Below are 23,664 nucleotides of genomic sequence, written 5' to 3' on the forward strand. Positions count from 1 at the left end.
TCACTTTGTCTATTCAGATTCATTAATACGCTCTTCTTTTACTAATTCATACATACCTTTAGCATTTTCTTTAGATGCATGTTCATTTAATCCGGTTACATTGACGGTTACAAGTTTTTGGCCGAAACGAATAACGAGTTCATCTCCAACTTTAACATCTGTACCTGCTTTTGCTACATTACCATTAATCGTAATACGTCCTTGGTCACTAATTTCCTTAGCTAATGTACGACGTTTAATTAATCTAGACACTTTTAAAAATTTATCTAATCTCATTGATGAGTCTCTCCTTGCTCTAAAAATTGTTTAAGAGCCACTTCGTCAAAATCTTTATTTTTTGTTTTATCATACAATGACATGAAATGGTCTGCAAATACTTTCTCGAATTTCACACGTGGTTTTTTACCTTCATTAGATTTAGCAGTTGCCCATATCGTTTTTAAATCCTCTATGGATTCAGCAGATTCATCACTAAATATATGTGGGTGACGACGAATCATTTTAGCATTTAAACTTGCGACTACTTCTTTTAAATCAAAATAACCTTCTTTTTTACCGATACTTGTATGCAATAATACCTGTAATAGTATATCTCCTAATTCTTCCACCATGTGCCAGTCGTCTTCATTATCAATAGCCTCAAATAGTTCAAACGTCTCTTCTAACAGATAACGTTTTAATGATTGATGTGTTTGAACTTTATCCCAAGGACAACCTTTTTCATCATCAACAAGTAAATCAATCGTTTGTTCAGCAAAATTAAAATCATTATATAGTGATTCATTTGCTACTATTTTAGGCACAAAGACACTTGTTAAATTATTAAAAGCAGTGTCAAAATGATCTAGCTCAAATAAAGCACATTCAGTTACTTGTGCTTCACCACTACGTGCACCTGTAACAATTTTTACAATATGATCATCGGGATAACGTTCCATCAACGTCAACTTGATATCTGCTGCTACCATTGCGCTATATACTTGAGTTATCAAAGTATTAGTGCGAACATTTAGTTTCGCTTCTTCTAGTGCGGTACCATCTAGTAAGGTAAACCCATCATTAGGTTCAACTGCAACCGCTTCGAATACATCATCAATGAAGCTTTTTCCACCTAATACCTTCACTTCTATATCCTCATTCTGATTATGATACGCCATTAACTTAGCAGTCGTCGTTTCAGCAACACGAGGATGTCCAGGCACAGCGTATACAATATCCGATTGGTGTGCTTTATTAATCAACTGTTCTACAATATGATCGTAAACAGCTTCAAACTGATCATTTGCTTCGTATATATCATCAAAGCCCTCAAAATCAATTTCATTTTTAAGTGACTTAATTACAGGGTGTTCAAGAGTGCGTGCATATATTTTATCTTGCTTTTGAATAAATCGATATATACCTAAAGGCAAATCATCGATGTCATAGTTCCCTAAACCAATAATCGTAATCGTATGCGTCATGAACGTCTTCCTTTCTTAAAGTGATATAACTTGTCTCCTAAAGGTAAAAATTTCAATTCCCTATAACTTAGGACATTAAAAATACCGACGTATATCATAAATACACCTACACCAACTATGGCACTGATTAATAAAGATATTAATCCAATTAAACGTCCGCTAGAAGGTAAGATAGTCATCATCAGTTGGACAATAACTGACATTATAAACAACCCGCCTACTAATTTTATAATAAATTTGTTCATTTGATTAAAATGATAAGATTTCAAGACGGCGCGGTGAAGTATACTCGCAAAAATAATCAACGATAATACTGTACTTATACTAGCGCCTAAAATGTGAAGTTGATATATGAAAACTATATTGAATATAGCTTTAGATAATAAACCTAATGTAAAGCCAATCACTATCGGTTTGATTTGATTGAGTACTTGTAATAATGCAATATCCATCATAATCAATGATACACCAATAACCGTCAACATATAAACGCATAACGTTACTGTCTCGCTATCTGTCTTGAAAAACACTTTATTCATAAGCGGTAAGACATTCATCAAACCAATGCCTGCTGCCGAACTAATCAATATTGTAATTTTTAATGAGGCGTTCGCATATCTATACATTTGAATCGATTGCTTATTTTGAATGGCTTCGGTTAATAAAGGAATTAGGACAAAACTAAACGTTGTTGTTACAATTAAGCCCATTTGAATAAAAGAAGCCCCTCTATCATATACACCTTTTTGTTTAATAGCCTCTTCAAATGGCAGGCCTGTCATTTTCAAAGTATGGATGACAGTAAAACTATCTGCGACTTGCCACAAAATAACAATTAACTGACTCAAAGCAAAAATAAGAATAGCAATAAGTAACTGGGTCCATTGAATTTTGGTTCCTTTAGAAGCTAATTTCAACTTAAACGGTCGTTTAGATACTAGATAAAGTGTTGAACCTAAAAATCCGATTGAAGAAGCAATGATTGATAACGAGCCAGCTTGGTATATCGTCCAATGTTGTGTCAAAAATAGGAAAATAGCTACCATAATAAATCCCACTCGAATGAATTGTTCTATAACCTGGGAAATAGCTGGCACATTCATTTCTTGTCTAGATTGAAAATATCCTCTTAATACACCTAACACACCAACAAATGCGAAACTAAAACTAGACATTCTAATCATAGGTGCTAAATGTCCATCACCCATTAAGCGGGAAATAATGCCTGCACTCGCAAATACAACTAAACATATACCAATACCTACACTTTGTATAATAAGTAGCACTTTAGAATAGTATTGTGAACGGTGGTCCAAACCTAAGTTTTGCGTCACTGCACTTGGAATAGCATTCATAGATAAAATCATACCTAAAGCAACAATAGGATAAACTTGTTGATAAGCATACAATCCTTCATCACCAAGTATATTTTGATAGGGTACTCTATATATCGCACTTAATACTTTAACGATGACTAACGCAAGCGTTAATATCACTACACCATTAAATGCCGCTTTATGCTTCATCTTTAATGCTCATACTTTCTTCAATACATTTCACTAAGAATTTTAAGTTGTCTAGCCATTGTTTAGATTTAGTGAGTGTCACTTTCATTGCACCATTCTCTACGCCGACCTTCATCGTTCTTCCAAGCGGTTGTGTATTTTTAAATAATGCCTCTCCGTCAATATCAGCAGTTGATTTCTCAGATAAGAATATTTGAATTTGTTTACCCATATCTTTAATTTTTGTAATACCTGCATGAAGTGCATGCGTTTTGATTTCTACAATATCTAATAAACGTTCAACTTCAGTTGGATAATCGTTGAAGCGATCGATGAGTTCATCTTTAATATCCATGAGTTGATCTTCTGTTTCCACTTTGCGTAGTTTTTTATAAATTTCAATTTTAGCTTGTTCATTTTGAATATATTCCGCCGGTAAATAGGCATCTAAATTCAGTTCGACTTCTACATCAGGAACATCTGGCGCTTCCTCTTTGATACCCCGTTTTTCATTGACCGCTTCTTCAAGCATTTGAGAGTATAAGTCGAAACCAACTGAATCTATAAATCCATGTTGTTGTTTCCCAAGTAAATTACCTGCCCCTCTAATATTCAAGTCGCGCATCGCTATTTTAAATCCTGAACCTAATTCGGTAAATTCTTTAATGGCTTGTAGTCTTTCCTCAGCTGTTTCATTTAATACCTTATTTGCAGGATGAAGGAAATAAGCATACCCTATTCTACTTGAACGACCTACACGTCCACGTAATTGGTACAATTGACTTAAACCGAAGCGATCCGCTTCTTCAATAATCAATGTATTCGCATTTGGTACATCGACACCAGTTTCAATGATTGTCGTAGTCACTAAGATATCGTATTCATGATTGATGAAACTGAGCATTGTTTCCTCTAAATCTCGTTCAGTCATTTGTCCATGTGCGACAGCTATGTTGGCATCTGGCATTAACATTTGAAGTTGCTCTCTCTTTTCATAGATGGACTGAACTTTATTATATAAATAGAATACTTGACCATCACGAGATAGTTCTCGTTCTAATGCTTCTTTAATAAAGTTGGTATTTTGTTCTAAAACATAAGTTTGCACTGGGAAACGATTTTCAGGTGGTGTTTCGATGACTGATAAATCACGCACACCAAGCATACTCATATGCAATGTTCTTGGTATCGGCGTAGCTGTTAACGTTAACACATCTACATTATTTTTCAGCGTCTTAATTCTTTCTTTATGACGCACACCAAAACGTTGTTCTTCATCGACAATGAGTAAGCCTAAATCTTTGTAATGGATATCCTTACCTAATAACTTATGTGTACCTACAACAATATCTACATAACCAGATTTGAGTCCTTCTTTAGTTTCTTTCACTTCTTTAGTTGAGCGGAATCTACTAATCAATTGAATTTCAACTGGAAAATCTTGCATACGTTCAATTAATGTTTCGTAATGTTGTTGAGCTAATATCGTCGTAGGTACAAGGAATGCGACCTGTTTACCTTCCATGACAGCTTTGAAAGCGGCACGAACAGCAACCTCAGTCTTACCATAACCTACATCACCACATAATAAGCGATCCATTGGACGTTCACGTTCCATGTCCCCTTTTATTTCATCAATAGATTTACTTTGGTCTGGTGTTAGCTCATATGGGAAGTCTAATTCAAACGTAGACTGTTCTTCAGTGTCTGGACCAAATTGATAGCCAACTGACATTTCTCTTTGTTTATATAAATCGATTAATTCATCTGCTATGTCTTCAACACTTTGTTGAACTTTAGCTTTCGTCTTTTTCCATTCAGTTCCACCTAGTTTATTTAAGCGAGGTGATTTGTCTTCGGAAGCAACATATTTTTGAACTTGATCCATTTGATCAACCGGAACGAACAATTGGTCTGTACCTTTGTACTGTAACTTGATATAGTCCCTATGTTGTTCTCCAACTTCTAAAGTTTCTACACCTAAATATCGTCCTACACCGTGATGAACGTGAACAACATAATCTCCAACATTTAAATCTTGGTATGACTTAATTTTTTCTGCATTCGACATTGTTTTAGTACGTTTACGTTGCTTTTTCTGCTTGGTCTTAAATAATTCCCTTTCTGTAATAACCACTAACTGCATATAGGGTAATTCAAAACCTTCAGACAGACTGCCTTCTACAACAACTGCTTGGCCACTTGTTGAAGCCTGATCAATATGTGTTACGACTGGTATATGCATTTCATTAAGCATTGATTGTATACGTTCAACCTTCGTCTCTGTTTCGACCAATACTACAATCGCATAGTCATTATGGATAAATCTTTGGAACTCTGAACGCATAATGTCGTATTGACCATAGAACTGCTGTACTGGTTTACATGAGAATTTAATAATATGATCTAATTCAACAGGCATTGAAGAAGTGAAAAGTGTAAAATAAGCCACAGGTCGTTCTTCTAATAAAGTTTCAAAGCCATCATATTGCATAAAACTTTGACCAATAAATCCATTACCACTTTCAATTAAGTTATTAATAAAATCATCAACTTCAGTCGTTAACGTTTCTTCTGTTTCTTTAATACGATTATATTCATCAACAGCTATCACAACATCATTCGCAAAATAATCAATAATCGTTGATGGTTGGTCATACATAAATGCCACTAATCGTCGTAATAATTGATGATCAAAGAACGTAGATTCAAAAAGTTTGAAACTTTCATATGTCTCTTTTAAGTCATTTCTCACAGATTTTTCAATTTTTGGTCTTGTATCTTCATAAGCGGTCTTTAATTGTGTTTGTAGATGATTAATCACTTCATCAGTAATAATATAGTCACTTGCCGTAGTAATTTCTACTGATTCTAAGTTATCGTTAGAGCGTTGTGTTTCCACATCGAAATCACGAATTGAATCTATTTCTGTATCAAATAATTCAATTCTAACAGGGGCTCCAATTAAAGGATAAATATCTATAATGCCACCTCTAAGTGAGAATTCACCAATGTGAGAAACAACACTTTCTCTACGATATCCCATATTGACTAATTTATTCAGAAAATCGTCAACATCCATATCATCACCAACATTTAACGTCATTTGATGATTGCGCCACATTTCTACTGGTGTTAACCACTTTTTCAATCCATTTAACGGAACAATAAATAACCCTTTTTCCCCATGAGCAAGAGCGGTTAGCGTTCTAACACGCTCACTCATAAGTTGAGGGCTTTGTGTAGAAAATTCTTCGGTCATGATATCTTGAACTGGGTATTTATAAATTTCTTCACCACTGACATATTGTAATATATCCACTTCGATTTTATCTGCTTGATACAGATTATTAGTTACTAACAACATTTGTTTTTGATCAGCTAAATATTTTTCAGCAATAATGGTTGCTTTTGCTGAAGGTGATAGACCCGTAACTAAAATATTATCTTGGCCAAAAACCTGGTCTAATTCCTGAAAACGTTTATCTTCTTTTACATAATTAGAAATAACTTGTCTCAATTCACTTCACCATTATATTCATTCATCACATTGTCAAATCGAGATGTTTCAATGAATGCTTCTACAGCATTAGCTGAATGTTCAATAACTTTCTCCATTGTAGTCATTTCTTCTTTAGAAAAACGTTGAAGTACATAATCAGGAACAGACATACCATTCGTTGGTCGACCAACACCAATACGAATTCTCTTAAATTGGTCAGTGCCAAGCATTTTGATAATTGATTTCATACCATTATGACCGCCTGCACTACCTTTTTGACGTAAACGTACTTGTCCTTGTTCTAAGTCTAAATCGTCATATAATACAATTAAATCGTCTACGTCAATATTGTAGTAATCCATCAATGGCGCTACAGCTTCACCAGACAAGTTCATCATTGTCATAGGTTCAATAAGCAGAACTTTGTCACCATTCATCCTTTCAATTGTATATGCACCTTTGAATTTTTGTTTATCCAAGGTGAAATTATGTCGTTCTAGTATATAGTCAATGACTTCGAAGCCAATATTGTGTCTTGTTAATTCAAATCGTTTACCAATATTCCCAAGACCTACAATACATTTCATATGTCGTTACCTCCATGTTTATTCTTTATTTATTAAGTGACTTCTTTAATTTACATACTCAATCATTTCATTTATCTGTCATTTTACGTATGCTTTATCTCCTAATATCTTAGCCACAAATTTATAATCATCCCCTATAATAACACAAAAAGCACTATGCTTATTAGTATAAGCATAGTGCCCGTTAAGAAAGTTAAGAAACTTTATAAAACCTTATTCGTTAAAATAAAATCTTATTCTTCTTCTTTATTTTCTTCTTCTTCGTCGTCGTTTTCTTCACCAACACGTTCAGGTTCTTCAGTAGCTGCTTCGCCTTCCATAGCTTCTACTTCTTCTTCAGTAGGCTCATCTGTTGGAGGTACTACAGTTACGATAGAATCTTCTGGTTCGTTTTCAATAGTGAAGTCACCAGATACTTTAATATCAGCAACTGAATAGCTATCGTTGATATTTAATTCAGTGATATCAACTTCAATTACTTCTGGGATATTATCTGGAGTTGCAGTAACTTCTAAGTTGAATAATGGTTGTTCAACTACGCCGCCTTCTTTAGCGCCTACTGCTTCACCAACTAATTGAACTGGTACTTCTACAGTACGTTCTTCAGTCATGTTGATAGCTAAGAAATCGATATGAGTGATTTGGTTTTTCAATGGATCATATTGATAATCTGATACCATTACTTTGATTGATTTAGAACCAACACCTAATTCGATAACACCGTTACGTCCTACTTCACGGATAACTTTGATAAATTCAACTTCATCAACTTTAACTGAAGTATTTTTTGTTCCGTAACCATATACAACTGCAGGTACTTTACCAGCGTTTCTTAATTGTTTAAGGTCAGAACGTGTTTGTTTACCTTGACGGATGATTGACTTTAATGAAGTCATTCTATTTCCACCTTTCATTTTTCGCTCTTTTACGAGCTCCTCACTTACCCATCAACATCATTCGTTGCTTGCAAGTGTTTATTTATTCGTATAATCACGAACGAATGTATTATACACGCTTATATTGCTTTCGTCAAACTCATTTAACAATTTTAGTCGAATAATACACTTACTGATTCTCTTTCGTATACTCGGATAATGGCTTTACCAATTAAACCAGCAACTGAAAGTTCTTTAGTATTTGTAGGTTTACGACTTTCTTCTAATTGAATTGAATTTGTTACGATAAGTTCTTTAATAGCTGAATTCTCTATACGTTCTTTAGCTGGACCTGATAATACAGGGTGTGTACAACATGCATATACCTCTTTAGCACCTTTATCTTTTAATGCTTGTGCTGCTAATGTAATAGTTCCAGCTGTATCAATAATATCATCAATAATAATGGCTGTTCTGCCCTCAATATCGCCCACAATATTCATTACTTCAGCTACGTTTGGTTTAGGACGACGTTTATCAATAATTGCAATTGGAGTTTTTAAAATGTCTGCCAATTTACGTGCTCTTGTTACACCACCATGGTCAGGAGAAACAACAACACATTCTTCCGGATTAATGGCAGGATCATTTTGGAAATGTTGCGCTAAAATAGGTACGCCCATTAAATGATCAATTGGAATATCAAAGAAACCTTGGATTTGAGGTGCATGTAAATCTAAAGCAATCATGCGATTAGCCCCTGCAGTTTCAATTAAATTAGCTACTAACTTAGCAGTAATCGGTTCACGACTACGTGCTTTTCTGTCTTGACGAGCATACCCATAATAAGGTACTACGATGTTAATATTTGCCGCTGATGCACGTTTACAAGCGTCAATCATAATAAGTAATTCCATTAGATGTAGATTAACTGGGTATGAAGTAGGTTGGATAATAAAGACATCGCAACCACGAATACTTTCTTCGATATTGATTTGAATTTCTCCATCACTGAAACGCTTAACAGAACACTTACCTAATTCAATCCCTACATGATCTGCAACTTCCTGTGCTAAAGGTTCATTACCTTTGAGTGAAAAGATCTTTAGCGATGAATTCTTATATTCATTATTTAACATTTATAGTCCTCCAATTATTTACTTACACAACTACTATTATATAGAAAATTAAACTTGATTACTATGCCAAAGTCTAAATACTAATTTTACATATTCATTTCAGCTATTTATTTTTGTTGCTTAAATAACCATCTTTATTAACTTGTCTTGCTCGTGCCAGTGCTAAACTTTCATTTGGGATATCATCAGTGATTGTTGATCCTGCTGCTATAAGCGAATGATCTCCAACTGTTACCGGTGCAATTAAGTTTGTATTACATCCAATAAACGCATCTTTACCAATCACAGTTTTGAACTTATTCACACCATCATAGTTAACAGTAATAGAGCCACAACCAATATTTGTACGTTCGCCAATAACCGCATCGCCAATATAACTTAAATGTGATACTTTAGCTCCGTCTTTAAGTTCAGCTTTTTTCACTTCTACAAAGTTGCCTACTTTAACCTCTGCACCTAGTTGAGACCCTGGTCTTAACTGTGCAAATGGACCAACATTCGTGTGCTCGCCCACTTCCGAATCGTTGATTACTGATTGTTTAATATGTGCATGTGATGCAATCACACTATTATTAATTTCTGAATACTGTCCAACTGTAACTTCTTCTCCAATTACAGTCGAACCATTAATTCTTACGCCAGGTTCAATGATTGTATCCATACCAATTTTTACATCTGGTCCAATAAATGTGCTATCTGGATCAATGATTGTCACACCATTTCTCATATGAAATAGATTGATACGTTTCTGTAATGCCTTTTCAGCTTGGCTTAACATTACTCTATCATTCACACCCATAATCTCTTCGAAATCATCAGTGTGATATGTACTTGCTCTACCATTTTCATTAATAATTAAAGAAATGACATCTGGTAAATAATATTCTCCTTGTGCATTATCATTATTAACTTGTTCTAACTTTTCAAATAAAGTTTTGTTATCGAACGCAAAGATTCCGGAACTTATTTCAGTAATTGCCTTTTCTTCTGTGTTAGCATCTTTTTCTTCTACAATTCGTAATAAATGTCCTTCGCTATCTTTGACAATTCTGCCATAACCTGTTGGATGGATTGCTGTGGCAGTTAGAACTGTTGCATGAGACTGAGATGTTTCATGTCTCTCGATTAAAGATGTAAGTGTTTCTGATGTAATAAGTGGTGTATCGCCACACACAACTAGTGTTGTTCCCTCATTATTTATCAAATGAGATTGTGCCATTTTTACTGCATGTGCCGTCCCAAGTTGCTCTTCTTGAAAACTATATAGTGATTGATCACCCAATGTGTCTTTTACACTTTCAGCACCGTGACCAACAATTGTAATTAATTGGTTCACACCTGATTGTTGAACATTTTCAACCACATGTTCTATCATAGTTTTGCCAGCGATTTCATGTAGCACCTTGTATTTTTTTGATTTCATCCTAGTGCCCTTACCCGCTGCCAATATTATTGCATGTCTTTGCATGAATGCTAACCCTCCATTAAATATACACTTCGTTATTATTATAATTTAACCGCTATCACTCTTTCAACATATAACCTACCAAGTCTTAATCACCCAATCATATGACTATTTTATATTTTTATTATATGCAAGATGACTCGATTTATTTAAATTCATATTTATTACTTTTGACAAATCGCGTTCAAAATTTGAGAAATCAATTCAACTTAATGAGAAAAGGGGGATTAGGGGCTCATTTAAAAGATGACGAAAATGTAAAAACAGAGTCAACACATACTGTTATGTCGACTCTGCAATGTAATTTTTATATTTAAGCTTCGTTAGATTCGTCAGACTCGCCTGATGTAGCATTTTTATCTGGAATCACTTCATCAGTTTCATCATATACTTTCATCACTGCATCTTGAATCTCTTGTCTCATGTCTGAGTTGATTGGATGCGCGATATCGCGGAATTCACCATCTGGTGTACGTTTACTTGGCATTGCGACGAATAGACCTGAATTTCCTTCAATCACACGTAAATCGTGGATTACGAATGCCTCGTCTAGCGTGATAGAAACAAGTGCTTTCATTCTACCATCTGTATCTATTTTTCTAAGTCTTACATCTGTCACTTTCATGTAGTGAGCCCCCCTAGTATATCTTTGTTTTATTAGAAGCTTGACAATTGCTTAAAAGAAAAATTATATCCTTTATTTAACTTTACTAATCAATTCAATTTCTACTTTAACATCTTTAGGTAGTCGCGCTACTTCGACACAACTACGTGCTGGTTGATGTTTATCAAAATAATTTCCATATACCTCATTTATATATTGAAAATCATTCATATCAGAAATAAAAATAGTTGCTTTAACAACGTTTTCTAAATCTGAACCTGCTTCTTTAAGTACCACAGATAAATTTTCTAAAACTTGTTTAGTTTGATCTTTTACATCATCGCTTACAATTTCCCCTTCTAAATTAAGTGGAATTTGACCTGATGTGTATACTAGACCATTTACTACTGTAGCATGTGAATAAGGTCCTAATGCTTCCGGTGCTTTGTTTGTGTTAATAATTTCCATGATGTGATTCGCTCCTTTAAGAAAATTTAGACAAGCTGTTGCCTGGCTCTACTTTAAATTTCTGATTATATTCATCGACATCTGATAGTCTTACCAAGGAAGTATAATCTTCTATTAATCTTTGCTTTACTTCTTTCGATTCTACAAGTACTGATACCCCTTTTACGTGTGCTTTAAACTCATTCATTAAATTCATAACACCGTTGATTGAGCCACCTGCTCTCATAAAATCATCAACAACGAGAACATTAGAATTCTCAGCTAATGTGCGCTTGGATAATACCATCGTTTCTATTTTTCGAGATGAACCTGAAACATAATTAATAGAAACCGTAGATCCTTCAGTTACTTTATTGTCTTTTCTAATAACCACTACAGGTAAATTTAATACGTTTGCAACTGCATTGGCAAGCGATATACCTTTAGTAGCAATCGTTACAACTGCATCTAATTGTTCATCCATATATATACTTGCTATCATCTTACCTACTTTGTTTAATAGTGTAGGATTACCAACCAAGTCAGATAAGAATAAATAGCCACCAGGCAGAAGTCTATCCTTTTCATCTAATAGGGAGATAACTTCGTTAACCACTTCTGTTGCTTCTTCTTTACTCATCATCGGTTTGTACGTTACCCCACCGCTTGCGCCAGCAGTAGTAATGACCGTACCTAATGCTTCTTTTTGGAAAGTACTTTTAATAATTTGAACATCTTCGCTGATTGACGATTTCGCTTGTTGAAATTTATCTACAAAGAATGTTAAAGGAATCAGTTTGTTTGGGTGATTCATCAAATACTGTGTCATAAACACAATCCGTTCACTTCTTTTATACCTCATTATTTTCAACCCTTCTATCCTAATAATCTAACTAAATATACTTCATTACAACAACCATTCACTGCGTTATAAATATTTTTAGCCTGACTTTCTTTTTGTGCTAATCCATAAACTGTTGGGCCACTACCACTCATCAATGCACCATCTGCGCCACATTGGATCATATTTTCCTTGATTTTTTTGATTTCTGGATGCATCTCCATAGAAATCGGTTCTAATCTATTAGATAAACTTGTACATAACTTCTTATAATCTGATTTTTTTAAAGCTTCTATACAGTTTTGAGTAAATACTTTATGCGTGAAATTTAAATCCAAGGCTTTAAATACGTCCGGTGATGAGATACCTAAATTAGGCTTAGCTAAAACAACCCAAGCAGAAGGAGGTTTGTTCAAAAACTTCACTTTTTCACCACGTCCTGTACAATAGGCAGTCTTATTGTATATACAAAATGAAACATCTGTCCCAATTTGACTACCAAGTGCACATAATTCATCTAAAGATAAATTTAAATTAAATAAGCGATTCATACCTCTCATCGTAGCTGCCGCATCTGCTGAGCCACCTGCTAAACCAGCCGATACTGGAATATCTTTATCAATTGTAATCGTTACACCTTGTTTCAAATCATATGTCTTCGTCATTAATTCAGCAGCTTTATATGCTAAATTTTTATGATCGTCAGTTACAAAGTTGTGTTCGATTTCAACAACGATCTTCCTATCATCTCTTTTTTGAAAAGATAATCGATCGTTTAAATCTACGGTAGTCATTATCATTTCAATCTCGTGATATCCATCGTCTCTTTTAAAAAGTGTATCGAGCGTAAAATTTATTTTGGCAGGTGCCGTTTCATATATCATTTTTCCGCCCTCTCTTCGTAATCTTAATAAGATGATTTTAACATAAAGGGATAAAAGATTTGATAGATAATGTTCATTTTTTTCACAAATAATTATATCATTCATTATTGAAATATAATAAAAAACTATTAAATTACAGTTTGTTAGTTATTAATGTATTTTTTCCTATAGCTCTAAAATGTGTTTTCACTTAAAAGTACAAAAAAAAGAGTATTGAACATGTTGCTCAATACTCACCTTAATATGATATAAAACTTAAATTGATAGAGTAGATATATCTACATCTATGCCATATGTCTTATTAGTGTGCAATTGCTTCTTGATGATTATCTTCTTCAAATGAAACTTGTACGTTCTCAGTTAACACATCAGTGTATGTATAAGATACTCTTTCGAAGTTATGCTTGTCTTGGTCAAGTTCAACGACAAATACTGATGGGTATGTTTCTTTTAAAACACCAGAACGTTCGATTGTTTTCTTACGACCACCATTGGCTTTAAGTACAATACGATTTCCTAAATGACAATCAATAGAATTTTTGATGTCCAAAATTGATTTTGGCATATTGCTCCACCTCGCTACAAGTGTTATATTACCATGTTTATAGCGATTTTGTCAAATAAAACTAAAATTTTATCAAGGTAATTGGGGTTTGTCAACAATTTAATTTATTAATTCAGGGAAATTATTTAATTCTTTGTAAAGTTGAGCGAAATCTTGAATTGACAATGTTTCACCTCTTCGTCTAGGATCAATATTCGCTTTTTCTAACCAACTCAATATACTTTCTTTATGTTGTTTTCCCTCTTTAAAGAAATTTTGATAATTGTTATTAATCGTCTTTCGTCGTTGTGCAAATGCAGCTTTTGCTAATTTAAAGAATGCTTCTTCATCATCGATATCTACTAACGGTGTTGATCTTTGCATTAATTTAACCACTATGGAATCTACATTAGGTGGTGGCATAAATACAGTTTTAGGCACTGTTAGGACTTTACTTGTTTCAGTATAATACTGCGTCACAATCGATAACGAGCCATAAGCTTTCGTACCTACCTCTGCATTTAAACGCTCTCCAACTTCTTTTTGCATCATCACAACATAACCATCTATCGGTATGTCTTGTTGCATTAAATTAAGTAATATAGGTGTAGTTATATAATATGGTAAATTAGCCACAACCATAATTTTATCGCAGTCTTTTAAATGTTCAGTTACTGCTGTAGCGATATCAGCCTTTAAAATATCTTCGTTGATAATTGTGACATTATCGTATGGTGCCAAAGTATCTTTCAATACTGGTATTAATCGATGATCAATTTCAAATGACATTACTTTTTTAGCATGTTTTGCTAATTGTTCAGTTAATGAACCCATACCTGGTCCTACTTCTATTATGCCTGTAGTTTCATCAATATCACTAGCATCGATGATCTTATTAATAATGTTAACGTCTACTAGGAAGTTTTGTCCCAAACTTTTTTTGAAATCAAATCCATATTGGTCTAATAATGCTCTTGTACGCGATGGTGTAGCTATATCTTTATGTTCCATATCTTTACTCACTTCCCTTATCTTCGTTTAATGCACGTCGTACATCTTCTTCTGTGTATCCAAAGGCATTCAATTTTTTCAAAAGTTGTTTACCGTTAGAATGTCCAATATGTAATTTTCGACCTAGAATTTCTCGCCGTCTACGAGCATCACGTCCTATAATGAGTCCTAATTCGATTAATACATTTTTATCAATGGATTCTTCAGCTTCTTCAAAAGGAGAACTAACATGCATGAGTGCTTCTTTTATATCATCTACATGTGCATGCTCAACACCTATTTTCCCTCTTTTGTTTTTAGCTTTTTCTCTGTCTATATATGCATGTTTTACACCAGGTACACGGTCTTTTATCGTATTTCTTATTTTGTCGCCTGGAAAATCTGGGTCGGTTAAGATAATAACACCACGTGTCTCTTGTGCCTGTTTAATAACAGCTATCACATCATCATCAACAGCACTACCATTCGTTTCTATTGTATCGCATTCAACCGCAGATTTAACTCGTTGTGTATCATCTCTACCTTCTACGATTATAAATTCATTTATTTTCATATTTTTAATTCCTTCTTCATTTTAATGAAAATCTTGATTCATCTTATTCTAACAAAATTTCATTAATAACACTGCCTTCAGTCTTAATTTAATAAAAAATGAGAAAGATATCCAATAAATGATACCTTTCTCAATCTAGTAATTATGCTTAATTTAAATTAAATAATCTCTCTGCATTTTCTGTTGTCTGACGACATACCTCTTCATAACTCATATCACGTAATTCAGCGATTTGTTGTGCTACTAATGTTACACGTTGGGGTTCATTACGCTTACCTCTAAATGGATGTGGTGATAGATAAGGCGCATCTGTTTCGACTAATAATCGATCCATCGGTACATGTTTAGCAACCTCTTTGGGTTGTTTCGCATTTTTAAATGTGACTGGGCCACCTAAAGAAACGTAAAAGTTTAGCTTATTGATGACAACATCAGCGATTTCTGGAGATGCACTAAAGCTATGCATAATGCCTCCAACTTCTTCAGCATGCTCTTCCATCAGAATATCTATACAGTCTTGTGTTGCTTCACGATTGTGAATAATAATTGGTAATTGTACACGTTTAGCTAAAGCAATTTGCTTTCTAAAGACTTCTTTTTGAACATCGGCAGGTGACTTATCCCAGTGATAATCTAATCCCATTTCACCGATGCCAATAATTTTTGGATGTTTTGATAAGTTTTCTATCCATTCTAATCTTTCTTCAGTACAATCGATGGCATCTACAGGGTGCCAACCGATGATACCATAAACAAAATCATATTTATCAATTAATTCCATTGTACGTTCAATTGTTGGTGTATCAAAACCAACTACAAACATACGATCAACACCATCTTCTCTTGCACGAGTGATGACGTCATTTAAATCTTCATCATATTGCTCATCGTTTAAATGTACATGTGTATCAATTAACATGATTATCCTCCTAATTTAAAGCATGATTACTTAATAATTGCGCCATTTGGAATAGCATTTGGCAAGCTAATCAACGTTAACACACCATCTTTTTCAGCTGATAAAATCATACCTTCAGATTTTTGTCCCATTAGTTTCGCAGGTTTTAAGTTAGTTACTACAGCAACTTTTTTACCAATGATATCTTCAGGACGATAGAATTTCGCAATACCAGAAACAATTTGTCGTTGTTCATTGTCTAAATCTACTTGAATTTTTAATAGTTTATCTGATTTCTTAACATTTTCAGCATCAATCACTGTTGCAGCTTTAATTTCCACTTTATCAAAGTCTTTAATATCAATGATGTCTTTACTTGGAACGTCTTCTTTTCCCTCAGATTTTGGTGGTTGCATTGATTCTTTAATATAAGCAATTTCCGCTTCAGTATCCAATCTAGGGAATATTGGTGTTGGTTTAGCTATTACAGTAATAGGTTCTGTTAAGGCACCATAAGTCTCTAAACTTGAGAATTCCATTAATTCTGGATTATTAATATTTAATTGTTTAAATATTTCTTTTGGTGCATGTGTAATAAATGGTCGTAATAATACAGTTGCAAAGCGGATGTTTTCAACGAGATGTGCCATCACATTGCCCAACATATCTTTTTGACTTTCATCTTTCGCTAAAACCCATGGTGTTGTTTCATCAATATATTTATTAGTACGGCTAATAAATTTCCAAACTGTTGATAAAGCTACAGAGAATTGTAAACTCTCCATATTTTCATGGAACTCTTTAACTGTATCTAAAGCCATAGCTTCCATGTCTTCGTCTAATTCATGTTTAGGACCTTGATATGCAGGAAGTTCACCTTGGAAATATTTATTAATCATTGAAATGGTACGATTCACTAAGTTACCTAAATCATTAGCTAAATCATAGTTAGTACGTTCAACAAACGCTTCTGGTGTAAACACACCGTCTGAACCAAATGGTAATTCTCGCATTAAATAATAACGTGTAGCATCTAAGCCATAACGATCAATTAATACATTAGGGTCAACAACATTGCCTTTCGATTTACTCATTTTACCGTCTTTCATTAGTATCCAACCATGTGCAAAGACTTTCTTAGGTAATGGTAAATCTAATGCCATTAATAAAATTGGCCAAATAATTGAATGGAATCGTACGATTTCTTTGGCCATCAAGTGGATATCTGCTGGCCAATATTTGTTAAATAACGTTTCGTCATCTGATAAATAACCTAGAGAAGAAATATAATTTACTAACGCGTCTATCCATACATAAACAACATGTTTAGGATTGGAAGGCACACTAACGCCCCAGTTAAATGACGTACGTGAAACAGCTAAATCTTCTAAACCTGGTTTAATAAAGTTGTTAATCATTTCATTTTTTCTTGAAGGTGGTTGAATAAAGTCTGGATTTTGATCATAGAATTCAAGTAAGCGATCAGTATATTTTTTAATATTAAAGAAATAACTTTCTTCTTTTACTAATTCTACTTCATGGCCTGAATCAGGACTTTTCCCTCCAACAATCTTGCCATTTTCATAAATAGGCTCAACTAATTGTGACTCTGTGTAATACGTTTCGTCTGGTACTGAATACCATCCCTCATATTCGCCAAGATAAATGTCACCTTGTTTTAATAAACGTTCGAATACTTTTTCAACGACTTGCTTATGTCGTTCTTCAGTAGTTCGAATGAAATCATCATTTGAGATTTCTAACTTATCCCATAAACTTTTAATTCCAGCAATCATCTCATCTAAATATTCTAATTCAGTTTTACCAGCTTTTTGTGCTTTTTCTTGAATTTTTTGACCATGCTCGTCTGTACCTGTTAAATAACGAACGTCATATCCTTGCATTCGTTTATATCTAGCAATCACATCACCTGCTACAGTTGAGTATGCATGCCCAATATGCAAGTTACCACTTGGATAATAAATTGGGGTTGTTATATAAAATGTATCTTTAGCCATCAAAGGTCCTCCTCATTTCTTACATGTTAAATGATATCTAAATTTATTTTGCTTTTCAATTGTGTACCGTTCTTACTGTACCTTACTTATTACAATACATTATTACTATTAGTTGCTTGTAATATTATCTTTACTACAATACCATAATTTAAGACGTTATGGGGTTGAAAGTCTGCATTAATTCACTTGATGCACATAACATTGTTCAAGTTTTAAATTTATGCAACTTTAATCCACTTGATGATAAATATTATATATTTCACTAGTTCTGCTTTGGCGATCTTCTGCAACCATTTTAATCGCTGCTTTCGGTTTGATATTTTTTTCTTTGATATAATAGTCGACATGTTCTTCAATTGACATATCATCAAACCATGTTGTAGAAATTTCAGCTTCAGCGCCTTCAATTAATATGACAAATTCTCCCTTTAATGGAATCTCACTATTTTGCAACATAGTTAATAATGTATTTACATCTGCAGTTACAATTTGTTCGAATTTCTTTGTTAATTCTCGTCCCAATGATACTCTTCTTTGTGAATCTATTTTATCAATCACTTTTAGCGTATCGGTCACTCTATGAGGCGACTCATATATAATAAGTGTACTACTTTGGAACATTCGTTCTGACAACACATTTTGTTTTTCTTTATCTTTTCTAGGTAAAAATCCTAAAAATGTATACGTATATGAAGGTAATCCACTTGCCATTAAAGCGGTCAAACCTGCATTAGGTCCTGGTATTGTTTCAACTTTGATATCATGTTGACGTGCCTCTACTACTAATTCATATCCTGGATCACTAATCAATGGTAAACCTGCATCCGAAACCAATGCAATATCTATACCAGACAATAACTGTTCAATCATATAGTCTGTCTGTTGGTCTTTATTGTGCTCGTGATAGGATTTAAGTGGCGTCTTAATATCATAATGATTACATAATTTACGTGTAACACGTGTATCTTCACATGCGATTAGATCTACTTGTTGAAGTGTATCTATAGCACGATATGTAATATCAGCTAAATTGCCGATCGGTGTTCCTACTAAAAATAATGTAGTCATACTATCCCTCTTTAATTAATTTTAATTTCTTTTGCCGTGTAAAGGTCTTAATTTCATACTCTCGTTTCAATGCTTCTGACTTAGTAGAATACGTTTCTTGATAAACTAACTCTACCGGACGTCTTATTTTTGTATATTTAGCACCTTTTCCTTCATTATGTTTCGCCACACGTGCTTTTATATCTTTGGCATAACCTGTATAAAGACTTCCATCTTTACATTTTACGATATACACAAAATGTTTATCCATAATATATACCCTTCATTTCTTTTGAGTACGTGCCATCTTCTTGATAAATATAAAATGGCTTTGTAATATCTAAGCCTTGATTTCCTGACTTTCTGCCTTCTATTAAAATCGTTTGTGCATCTCTATCATGCTTACTATAAACAAACGTTAGTCGCTTCGGTTCAATATTAACACGTCTCATTTCAGTTAGTACATCCATCATTCTTTCAGCTCTATGCACCATATATAATCTTCCACCTTGCTTTAATAAGTGCCTAGCAGCCATTAAGCAATCTTCTAATTTACATAAGATTTCATGTCTAGCAATTTTATGTGCTTCTTTTTGATGTTGATGCAACTGATTATCTTTAAAATATGGCGGGTTACATGTAACAACCGTATATTGTGAGGGTTTGAAATAATGATATACATTTTTGACATCCATATGATGCATGAGTAATCGGTCACCTAATTGATTATACTTAAAACTTCTCTGTGCCATATCCACAAGTTGTTGTTGAATTTCGATACCTTCAATAGTTTGGCTCCCTTTATGGGAAAGTATCAATGGTATAACGCCGTTACCAGAACATATATCGATAATTTTGTCTTTCTTTCTAATTTCGGTAAAATCCCCTAATAACAAAGCGTCAGTTGAGAATGAAAATACATCATCATTTTGAATAATCTTCAAATCTTCTTTGATTAGTAAGTCTAACCTCTCATTATCTTTTAACATTTATCTTTCTCCTAAAAAAGGGACGCTGTTATAACGTAGTCTCTATCATCGTCTACTCATAACACATCCCTATCATCTTTCTTATATCAACATAGTTCAATCACTTAATACATTTAAACAAAGTAAACAATCTTCACCTTGTCTATGTTTGCCAAATAACTCACCTTTGCAAATATGAAATCCTTCTTTATATAACATTGCTAAGTTATCTTTACTAGGCAGTGGCTTCTTCACATGTTTCATATGGTGTGGGTTTACAGTTTCAGAATTTGAACTTTCGCTCTTATCCATTAATTGTTTTAAATTATCATTTTCTACTTGAAGCGCTACATTTTCTTCAACCAATGCTACAGCTAAATCTTTTAAATCTAACATATCTTGATTAAGCTGGTTCATGTTAGTTTCTAAGCGCATTAATTTTTCAAATAACTCATTACGATTCAAAGGTGGTTAAACCTCCTTAATTAAATGCTTCAATTTCTTCCATTTTATATTCTAATGGTTGTTCCATACCGTCTATTTTAACTTGCATAGATATATCTAAGATATTTAATCCAACTACTTGGCCATTACCATCAGGCGTTTCAATTGAGTCACCTACGTCTGGTAATTGAGCACGTGCTTCTTCATAATAATCGTTTTCATATTTTAAGCAACACATCAAGCGCCCACATGCGCCCGAAATTTTAGCAGGGTTGAGTGACAAGTTTTGGTCTTTAGCCATTTTAATAGACACAGGTTCGAAATCGCCTAAAAAAGTTGAACAGCATAAAGAGCGTCCACATGGCCCTATACCACCTAATAATTTAGCTTCGTCTCGCACACCGATCTGTCTTAATTCTATTCTTGTTTTCAAGTTTTGTGCTAATACTTTTACTAACTTTCTAAAGTCAATACGATCGTCAGCAGTAAAATTGAAAATGACTTTTGATTTGTCTAATGTATATTCACAATTAACTAATCTCATATCCAATTCCTGTTGTGCTACTACCTCTTTACATAGTGCAAGTGCCTTCTCAGCATCCATTGCATTATTATTGTAGGTATCAATATCTTGTTGTGTCGCTATTCTCATTACTTCTTTTAATGGAAGAGAAACATCACCATCATCTACAGCTCTCGTAGGCATTTTTACTAATCCTATTTCTATGCCTCGCTTAGATTCCACTACTACCCAATCGTCCATTTCAATTTGTAAATCTTTAGGTGCATAATATTCTAACTTTCCAGCTTTTTGAAACTGGACACCTATTACATCTGGCATCTATCTCACACCTTTAATCACTATTTGTTCGAATACAAGTGTTGGGTTTACATTTTGATTTAACTTTTTATGTGCCTCTGTCAATTGATCATACATCAATATAAGTTGGTTATATGTTAAATGCTTTGCATACTTTTCTATCTCAACACTCAAATCACTATATATATATTCACTATTTGCTTCTACTTTTGCGTGCATGATATCCTCAAAAATTCCATTCACGGCCGATAATGTTAACAACTGTAATTTACGATTTTTCGCCTGTTTTAACAAATCGATAATCCCAATTAATGCCATCGAACGATTTGTCAATAACAACTCACACCATCTTATAATTGTCTTTCTCAAACTAGTAAGGTCATATTCTTCATTTAATGATAATGCAGTCTCTACTTGCGTTGTATATGTACTTAGCATTTCCGCTACAGGACGTGTCAAAGACTCATCAACTAAATGATTGATGAACTGACCTTTATCAATAGGTTTAAAATAGACATGTTGGCATCTTGAATGTATGGTGTCTAAAATCTGTTCTGGTTTAGTTGATAATAAAATTGCTATCGTATTTTGAGGTGGTTCCTCTAAGAATTTTAATATACTATTTTCACCTTGAACAGTTAATTTTTCAAAATCTTCTACAATATATACCTTATAATTACCTTCTATCGGTAGTTGATTCATATGATGAACGAGTTGTTCAACCTTTTCTTTTTTTATTGTACTTTCTTCACTAGAGACATACATAAAATCAGGATGATTCAACGTATTTACTTTAGCTTCACATTGTTCATCATTGTTACATAAGATGAGTTTAGCAAAATTAATAGCGACCTTTTGCATTGATTGTGCATCATCACCCTCAAAAAGATAAGCATGTGACAATTTATTAGACGCATAAGCATTAGCTAATTGTTGTTGTTCATCCATCTGGATATCTCTCCTATATCTACTTATATAAAAAGACTGCTAAAAGAGCAGTCTCAAATTGTTAAATACTGTATATTACAATTCATCAATAAACGAATGTCTCGTGCAATAAACATTAGTTATATTTAAAATTGATGGAAAGCTTCAATAGGCATTACGAATACCGTTGCGCCGCCAACTTCCACTTCAACTGGATATGGTATGTAAGAATCTGCACTACCACCCATTGGTGTAATAGGAGACACAAGTTGTTCTCTATTACCACAAGTATTGTTTATAACTGATAATAAATCGTCTACACGGTCATCATTAACACCACATAAGAACGTTGTATTACCGGCTTTTAAGAAACCACCTGTTGTTGCTAATTTTGTTGCTCTAAAATCATTTTTGACAAGTTGGTCTGAAAGTTCTTGGCTGTCTTGGTCTTGGACGATTGCTATAATCATCTTCATTTCTATAACACCTCTTTCGTCTATTATATCACATTTATTTTAAATATTTGATGATAGATTGATATGTAGCTAACACAACTTCTTCAATTGATTGATCTGCATCTATCTGAACAAAACGTTCTGGTTCATTATGTATCACTTGATGATATCCCTCAATGACTTTTTCATGAAAATCAATATCCTCTTGATCTAAGCGATTCTGATCTCTTTGATTACTGAGGATTCTCTCACGACCTACTTCAGCAGAAACATCTAAATAAATCGTTAAATCTGGATATAGTCCATTAATTGCAAATTCGTTTAAAGCTTTCACTTCTTCAATTCCGATACCTCTCGCGTACCCTTGATATGCTAATGAACTATCAATATATCTATCACAAAGAACAATTTGGTTGTTTCTCAAAGCAGGTATTACTTTTTCTACTAAATGTTCTCGTCTCGATGCCGCAAATAGCATTGCTTCAGTTCTAATATCCATTTGATTGCCTTCTAGTACGACTTTTCTTATCTCTTCGCCTGTTGGAACACCACCAGGTTCACGGGTCGATATAACATCATAGTGCTGAGCTAACTTTTCAGCCACTGCTTTTAAAACCGTTGTTTTCCCTGAACCTTCTGGCCCTTCAAATGTTATAAATGCTGACAT

Annotated in this window: 25 protein-coding genes; all 25 read right to left on the reverse strand. The window is 33.7% G+C overall.

Annotated features, from left to right (window positions below):
• Window positions 1-9: 9 nt before the first annotated feature.
• Window positions 10-276 carry an RNA-binding S4 domain-containing protein gene (locus P7F85_RS11215; protein ID WP_002451740.1) on the reverse strand — a complete coding sequence of 89 codons (267 nt, stop codon included), beginning with the start codon at window positions 274-276 and terminating at the stop codon, window positions 10-12.
• A complete protein-coding gene (locus P7F85_RS11220) occupies window positions 273-1,463 on the reverse strand; it encodes a MazG nucleotide pyrophosphohydrolase domain-containing protein (RefSeq protein WP_002465717.1) in 1,191 nt (396 codons plus the stop codon). The genes P7F85_RS11215 and P7F85_RS11220 overlap by 4 nt, the downstream gene beginning before the upstream one ends.
• A complete protein-coding gene (locus P7F85_RS11225; protein ID WP_031464187.1) occupies window positions 1,460-2,989 on the reverse strand; it encodes a polysaccharide biosynthesis protein in 1,530 nt (509 codons plus the stop codon). The genes P7F85_RS11220 and P7F85_RS11225 overlap by 4 nt, the downstream gene beginning before the upstream one ends.
• Complete coding sequence (gene mfd, locus P7F85_RS11230; RefSeq protein WP_031464188.1) at window positions 2,979-6,488, reverse strand: transcription-repair coupling factor; 3,510 nt, start codon at window positions 6,486-6,488, stop codon at window positions 2,979-2,981. The genes P7F85_RS11225 and mfd overlap by 11 nt, the downstream gene beginning before the upstream one ends.
• Window positions 6,485-7,057 carry an aminoacyl-tRNA hydrolase gene (pth, locus tag P7F85_RS11235; RefSeq protein WP_002465692.1) on the reverse strand — a complete coding sequence of 191 codons (573 nt, stop codon included), beginning with the start codon at window positions 7,055-7,057 and terminating at the stop codon, window positions 6,485-6,487. The genes mfd and pth overlap by 4 nt, the downstream gene beginning before the upstream one ends.
• Window positions 7,058-7,290: 233 nt before the next feature.
• Window positions 7,291-7,953 (reverse strand): 50S ribosomal protein L25/general stress protein Ctc, encoded by a 663-nt coding sequence (locus tag P7F85_RS11240; protein WP_002465710.1) that lies wholly within the window; start codon window positions 7,951-7,953, stop codon window positions 7,291-7,293.
• Window positions 7,954-8,105: 152 nt separating this feature from the next.
• Complete coding sequence (locus tag P7F85_RS11245) at window positions 8,106-9,071, reverse strand: ribose-phosphate diphosphokinase (protein WP_002451734.1); 966 nt, start codon at window positions 9,069-9,071, stop codon at window positions 8,106-8,108.
• Window positions 9,072-9,174: 103 nt separating this feature from the next.
• The gene (gene glmU / locus P7F85_RS11250; RefSeq protein WP_002465705.1) at window positions 9,175-10,539 is read right to left on the reverse strand and encodes a bifunctional UDP-N-acetylglucosamine diphosphorylase/glucosamine-1-phosphate N-acetyltransferase GlmU; all 1,365 of its coding nucleotides are present in this window, start codon (window positions 10,537-10,539) and stop codon (window positions 9,175-9,177) included.
• Between the two features lie 310 nt (window positions 10,540-10,849).
• Entirely contained in the window at window positions 10,850-11,161 is a 312-nt protein-coding gene (gene spoVG / locus P7F85_RS11255) for a septation regulator SpoVG (protein ID WP_002465704.1), read from the reverse strand.
• Window positions 11,162-11,233: 72 nt separating this feature from the next.
• On the reverse strand, window positions 11,234-11,608 hold the full coding sequence (locus P7F85_RS11260) for a RidA family protein (protein WP_002451731.1): 375 nt from the start codon (window positions 11,606-11,608) through the stop codon (window positions 11,234-11,236).
• A 16-nt stretch (window positions 11,609-11,624) separates the two neighbouring features.
• Complete coding sequence (purR, locus tag P7F85_RS11265; protein WP_002451730.1) at window positions 11,625-12,449, reverse strand: pur operon repressor; 825 nt, start codon at window positions 12,447-12,449, stop codon at window positions 11,625-11,627.
• Window positions 12,450-12,463: 14 nt separating this feature from the next.
• Window positions 12,464-13,312, reverse strand: coding sequence for a 4-(cytidine 5'-diphospho)-2-C-methyl-D-erythritol kinase (gene ispE / locus P7F85_RS11270; RefSeq protein WP_002465703.1), 849 nt, complete (start codon window positions 13,310-13,312; stop codon window positions 12,464-12,466).
• A gap of 301 nt (window positions 13,313-13,613) precedes the next feature.
• Window positions 13,614-13,877 carry a biofilm formation stimulator Veg gene (veg, locus tag P7F85_RS11275; protein ID WP_002451728.1) on the reverse strand — a complete coding sequence of 88 codons (264 nt, stop codon included), beginning with the start codon at window positions 13,875-13,877 and terminating at the stop codon, window positions 13,614-13,616.
• A gap of 99 nt (window positions 13,878-13,976) precedes the next feature.
• A complete protein-coding gene (gene rsmA / locus P7F85_RS11280) occupies window positions 13,977-14,867 on the reverse strand; it encodes a 16S rRNA (adenine(1518)-N(6)/adenine(1519)-N(6))-dimethyltransferase RsmA (RefSeq protein WP_002465706.1) in 891 nt (296 codons plus the stop codon).
• Window positions 14,868-14,871: 4 nt separating this feature from the next.
• Window positions 14,872-15,420 carry a ribonuclease M5 gene (gene rnmV, locus P7F85_RS11285; RefSeq protein WP_046464273.1) on the reverse strand — a complete coding sequence of 183 codons (549 nt, stop codon included), beginning with the start codon at window positions 15,418-15,420 and terminating at the stop codon, window positions 14,872-14,874.
• 148 nt (window positions 15,421-15,568) lie between these two features.
• Window positions 15,569-16,339 carry a TatD family hydrolase gene (locus P7F85_RS11290; protein ID WP_002465689.1) on the reverse strand — a complete coding sequence of 257 codons (771 nt, stop codon included), beginning with the start codon at window positions 16,337-16,339 and terminating at the stop codon, window positions 15,569-15,571.
• A 26-nt stretch (window positions 16,340-16,365) separates the two neighbouring features.
• Window positions 16,366-18,336: a methionine--tRNA ligase gene (gene metG / locus P7F85_RS11295; RefSeq protein WP_002465697.1), complete on the reverse strand. Its 1,971-nt coding sequence runs from the start codon at window positions 18,334-18,336 to the stop codon at window positions 16,366-16,368.
• A 228-nt stretch (window positions 18,337-18,564) separates the two neighbouring features.
• Complete coding sequence (rsmI, locus tag P7F85_RS11300; protein ID WP_002465700.1) at window positions 18,565-19,404, reverse strand: 16S rRNA (cytidine(1402)-2'-O)-methyltransferase; 840 nt, start codon at window positions 19,402-19,404, stop codon at window positions 18,565-18,567.
• Window position 19,405: 1 nt separating this feature from the next.
• Window positions 19,406-19,654 carry a GIY-YIG nuclease family protein gene (locus tag P7F85_RS11305; RefSeq protein WP_002465713.1) on the reverse strand — a complete coding sequence of 83 codons (249 nt, stop codon included), beginning with the start codon at window positions 19,652-19,654 and terminating at the stop codon, window positions 19,406-19,408.
• Entirely contained in the window at window positions 19,647-20,372 is a 726-nt protein-coding gene (locus tag P7F85_RS11310) for a tRNA1(Val) (adenine(37)-N6)-methyltransferase (protein WP_270251686.1), read from the reverse strand. The genes P7F85_RS11305 and P7F85_RS11310 overlap by 8 nt, the downstream gene beginning before the upstream one ends.
• A gap of 96 nt (window positions 20,373-20,468) precedes the next feature.
• Window positions 20,469-20,816 carry a DNA replication initiation control protein YabA gene (gene yabA / locus P7F85_RS11315; RefSeq protein WP_002465715.1) on the reverse strand — a complete coding sequence of 116 codons (348 nt, stop codon included), beginning with the start codon at window positions 20,814-20,816 and terminating at the stop codon, window positions 20,469-20,471.
• A gap of 16 nt (window positions 20,817-20,832) precedes the next feature.
• The gene (locus tag P7F85_RS11320; RefSeq protein ID WP_002465695.1) at window positions 20,833-21,636 is read right to left on the reverse strand and encodes a PSP1 domain-containing protein; all 804 of its coding nucleotides are present in this window, start codon (window positions 21,634-21,636) and stop codon (window positions 20,833-20,835) included.
• Entirely contained in the window at window positions 21,637-22,563 is a 927-nt protein-coding gene (locus tag P7F85_RS11325; protein WP_002465709.1) for a DNA polymerase III subunit, read from the reverse strand.
• A 125-nt stretch (window positions 22,564-22,688) separates the two neighbouring features.
• Complete coding sequence (locus tag P7F85_RS11330; protein ID WP_002451717.1) at window positions 22,689-23,018, reverse strand: cyclic-di-AMP receptor; 330 nt, start codon at window positions 23,016-23,018, stop codon at window positions 22,689-22,691.
• 34 nt (window positions 23,019-23,052) lie between these two features.
• Window positions 23,053-23,664: a dTMP kinase gene (gene tmk, locus P7F85_RS11335; RefSeq protein ID WP_002465698.1), complete on the reverse strand. Its 612-nt coding sequence runs from the start codon at window positions 23,662-23,664 to the stop codon at window positions 23,053-23,055.

Source organism: Staphylococcus sp. aM, from assembly GCF_052975125.1.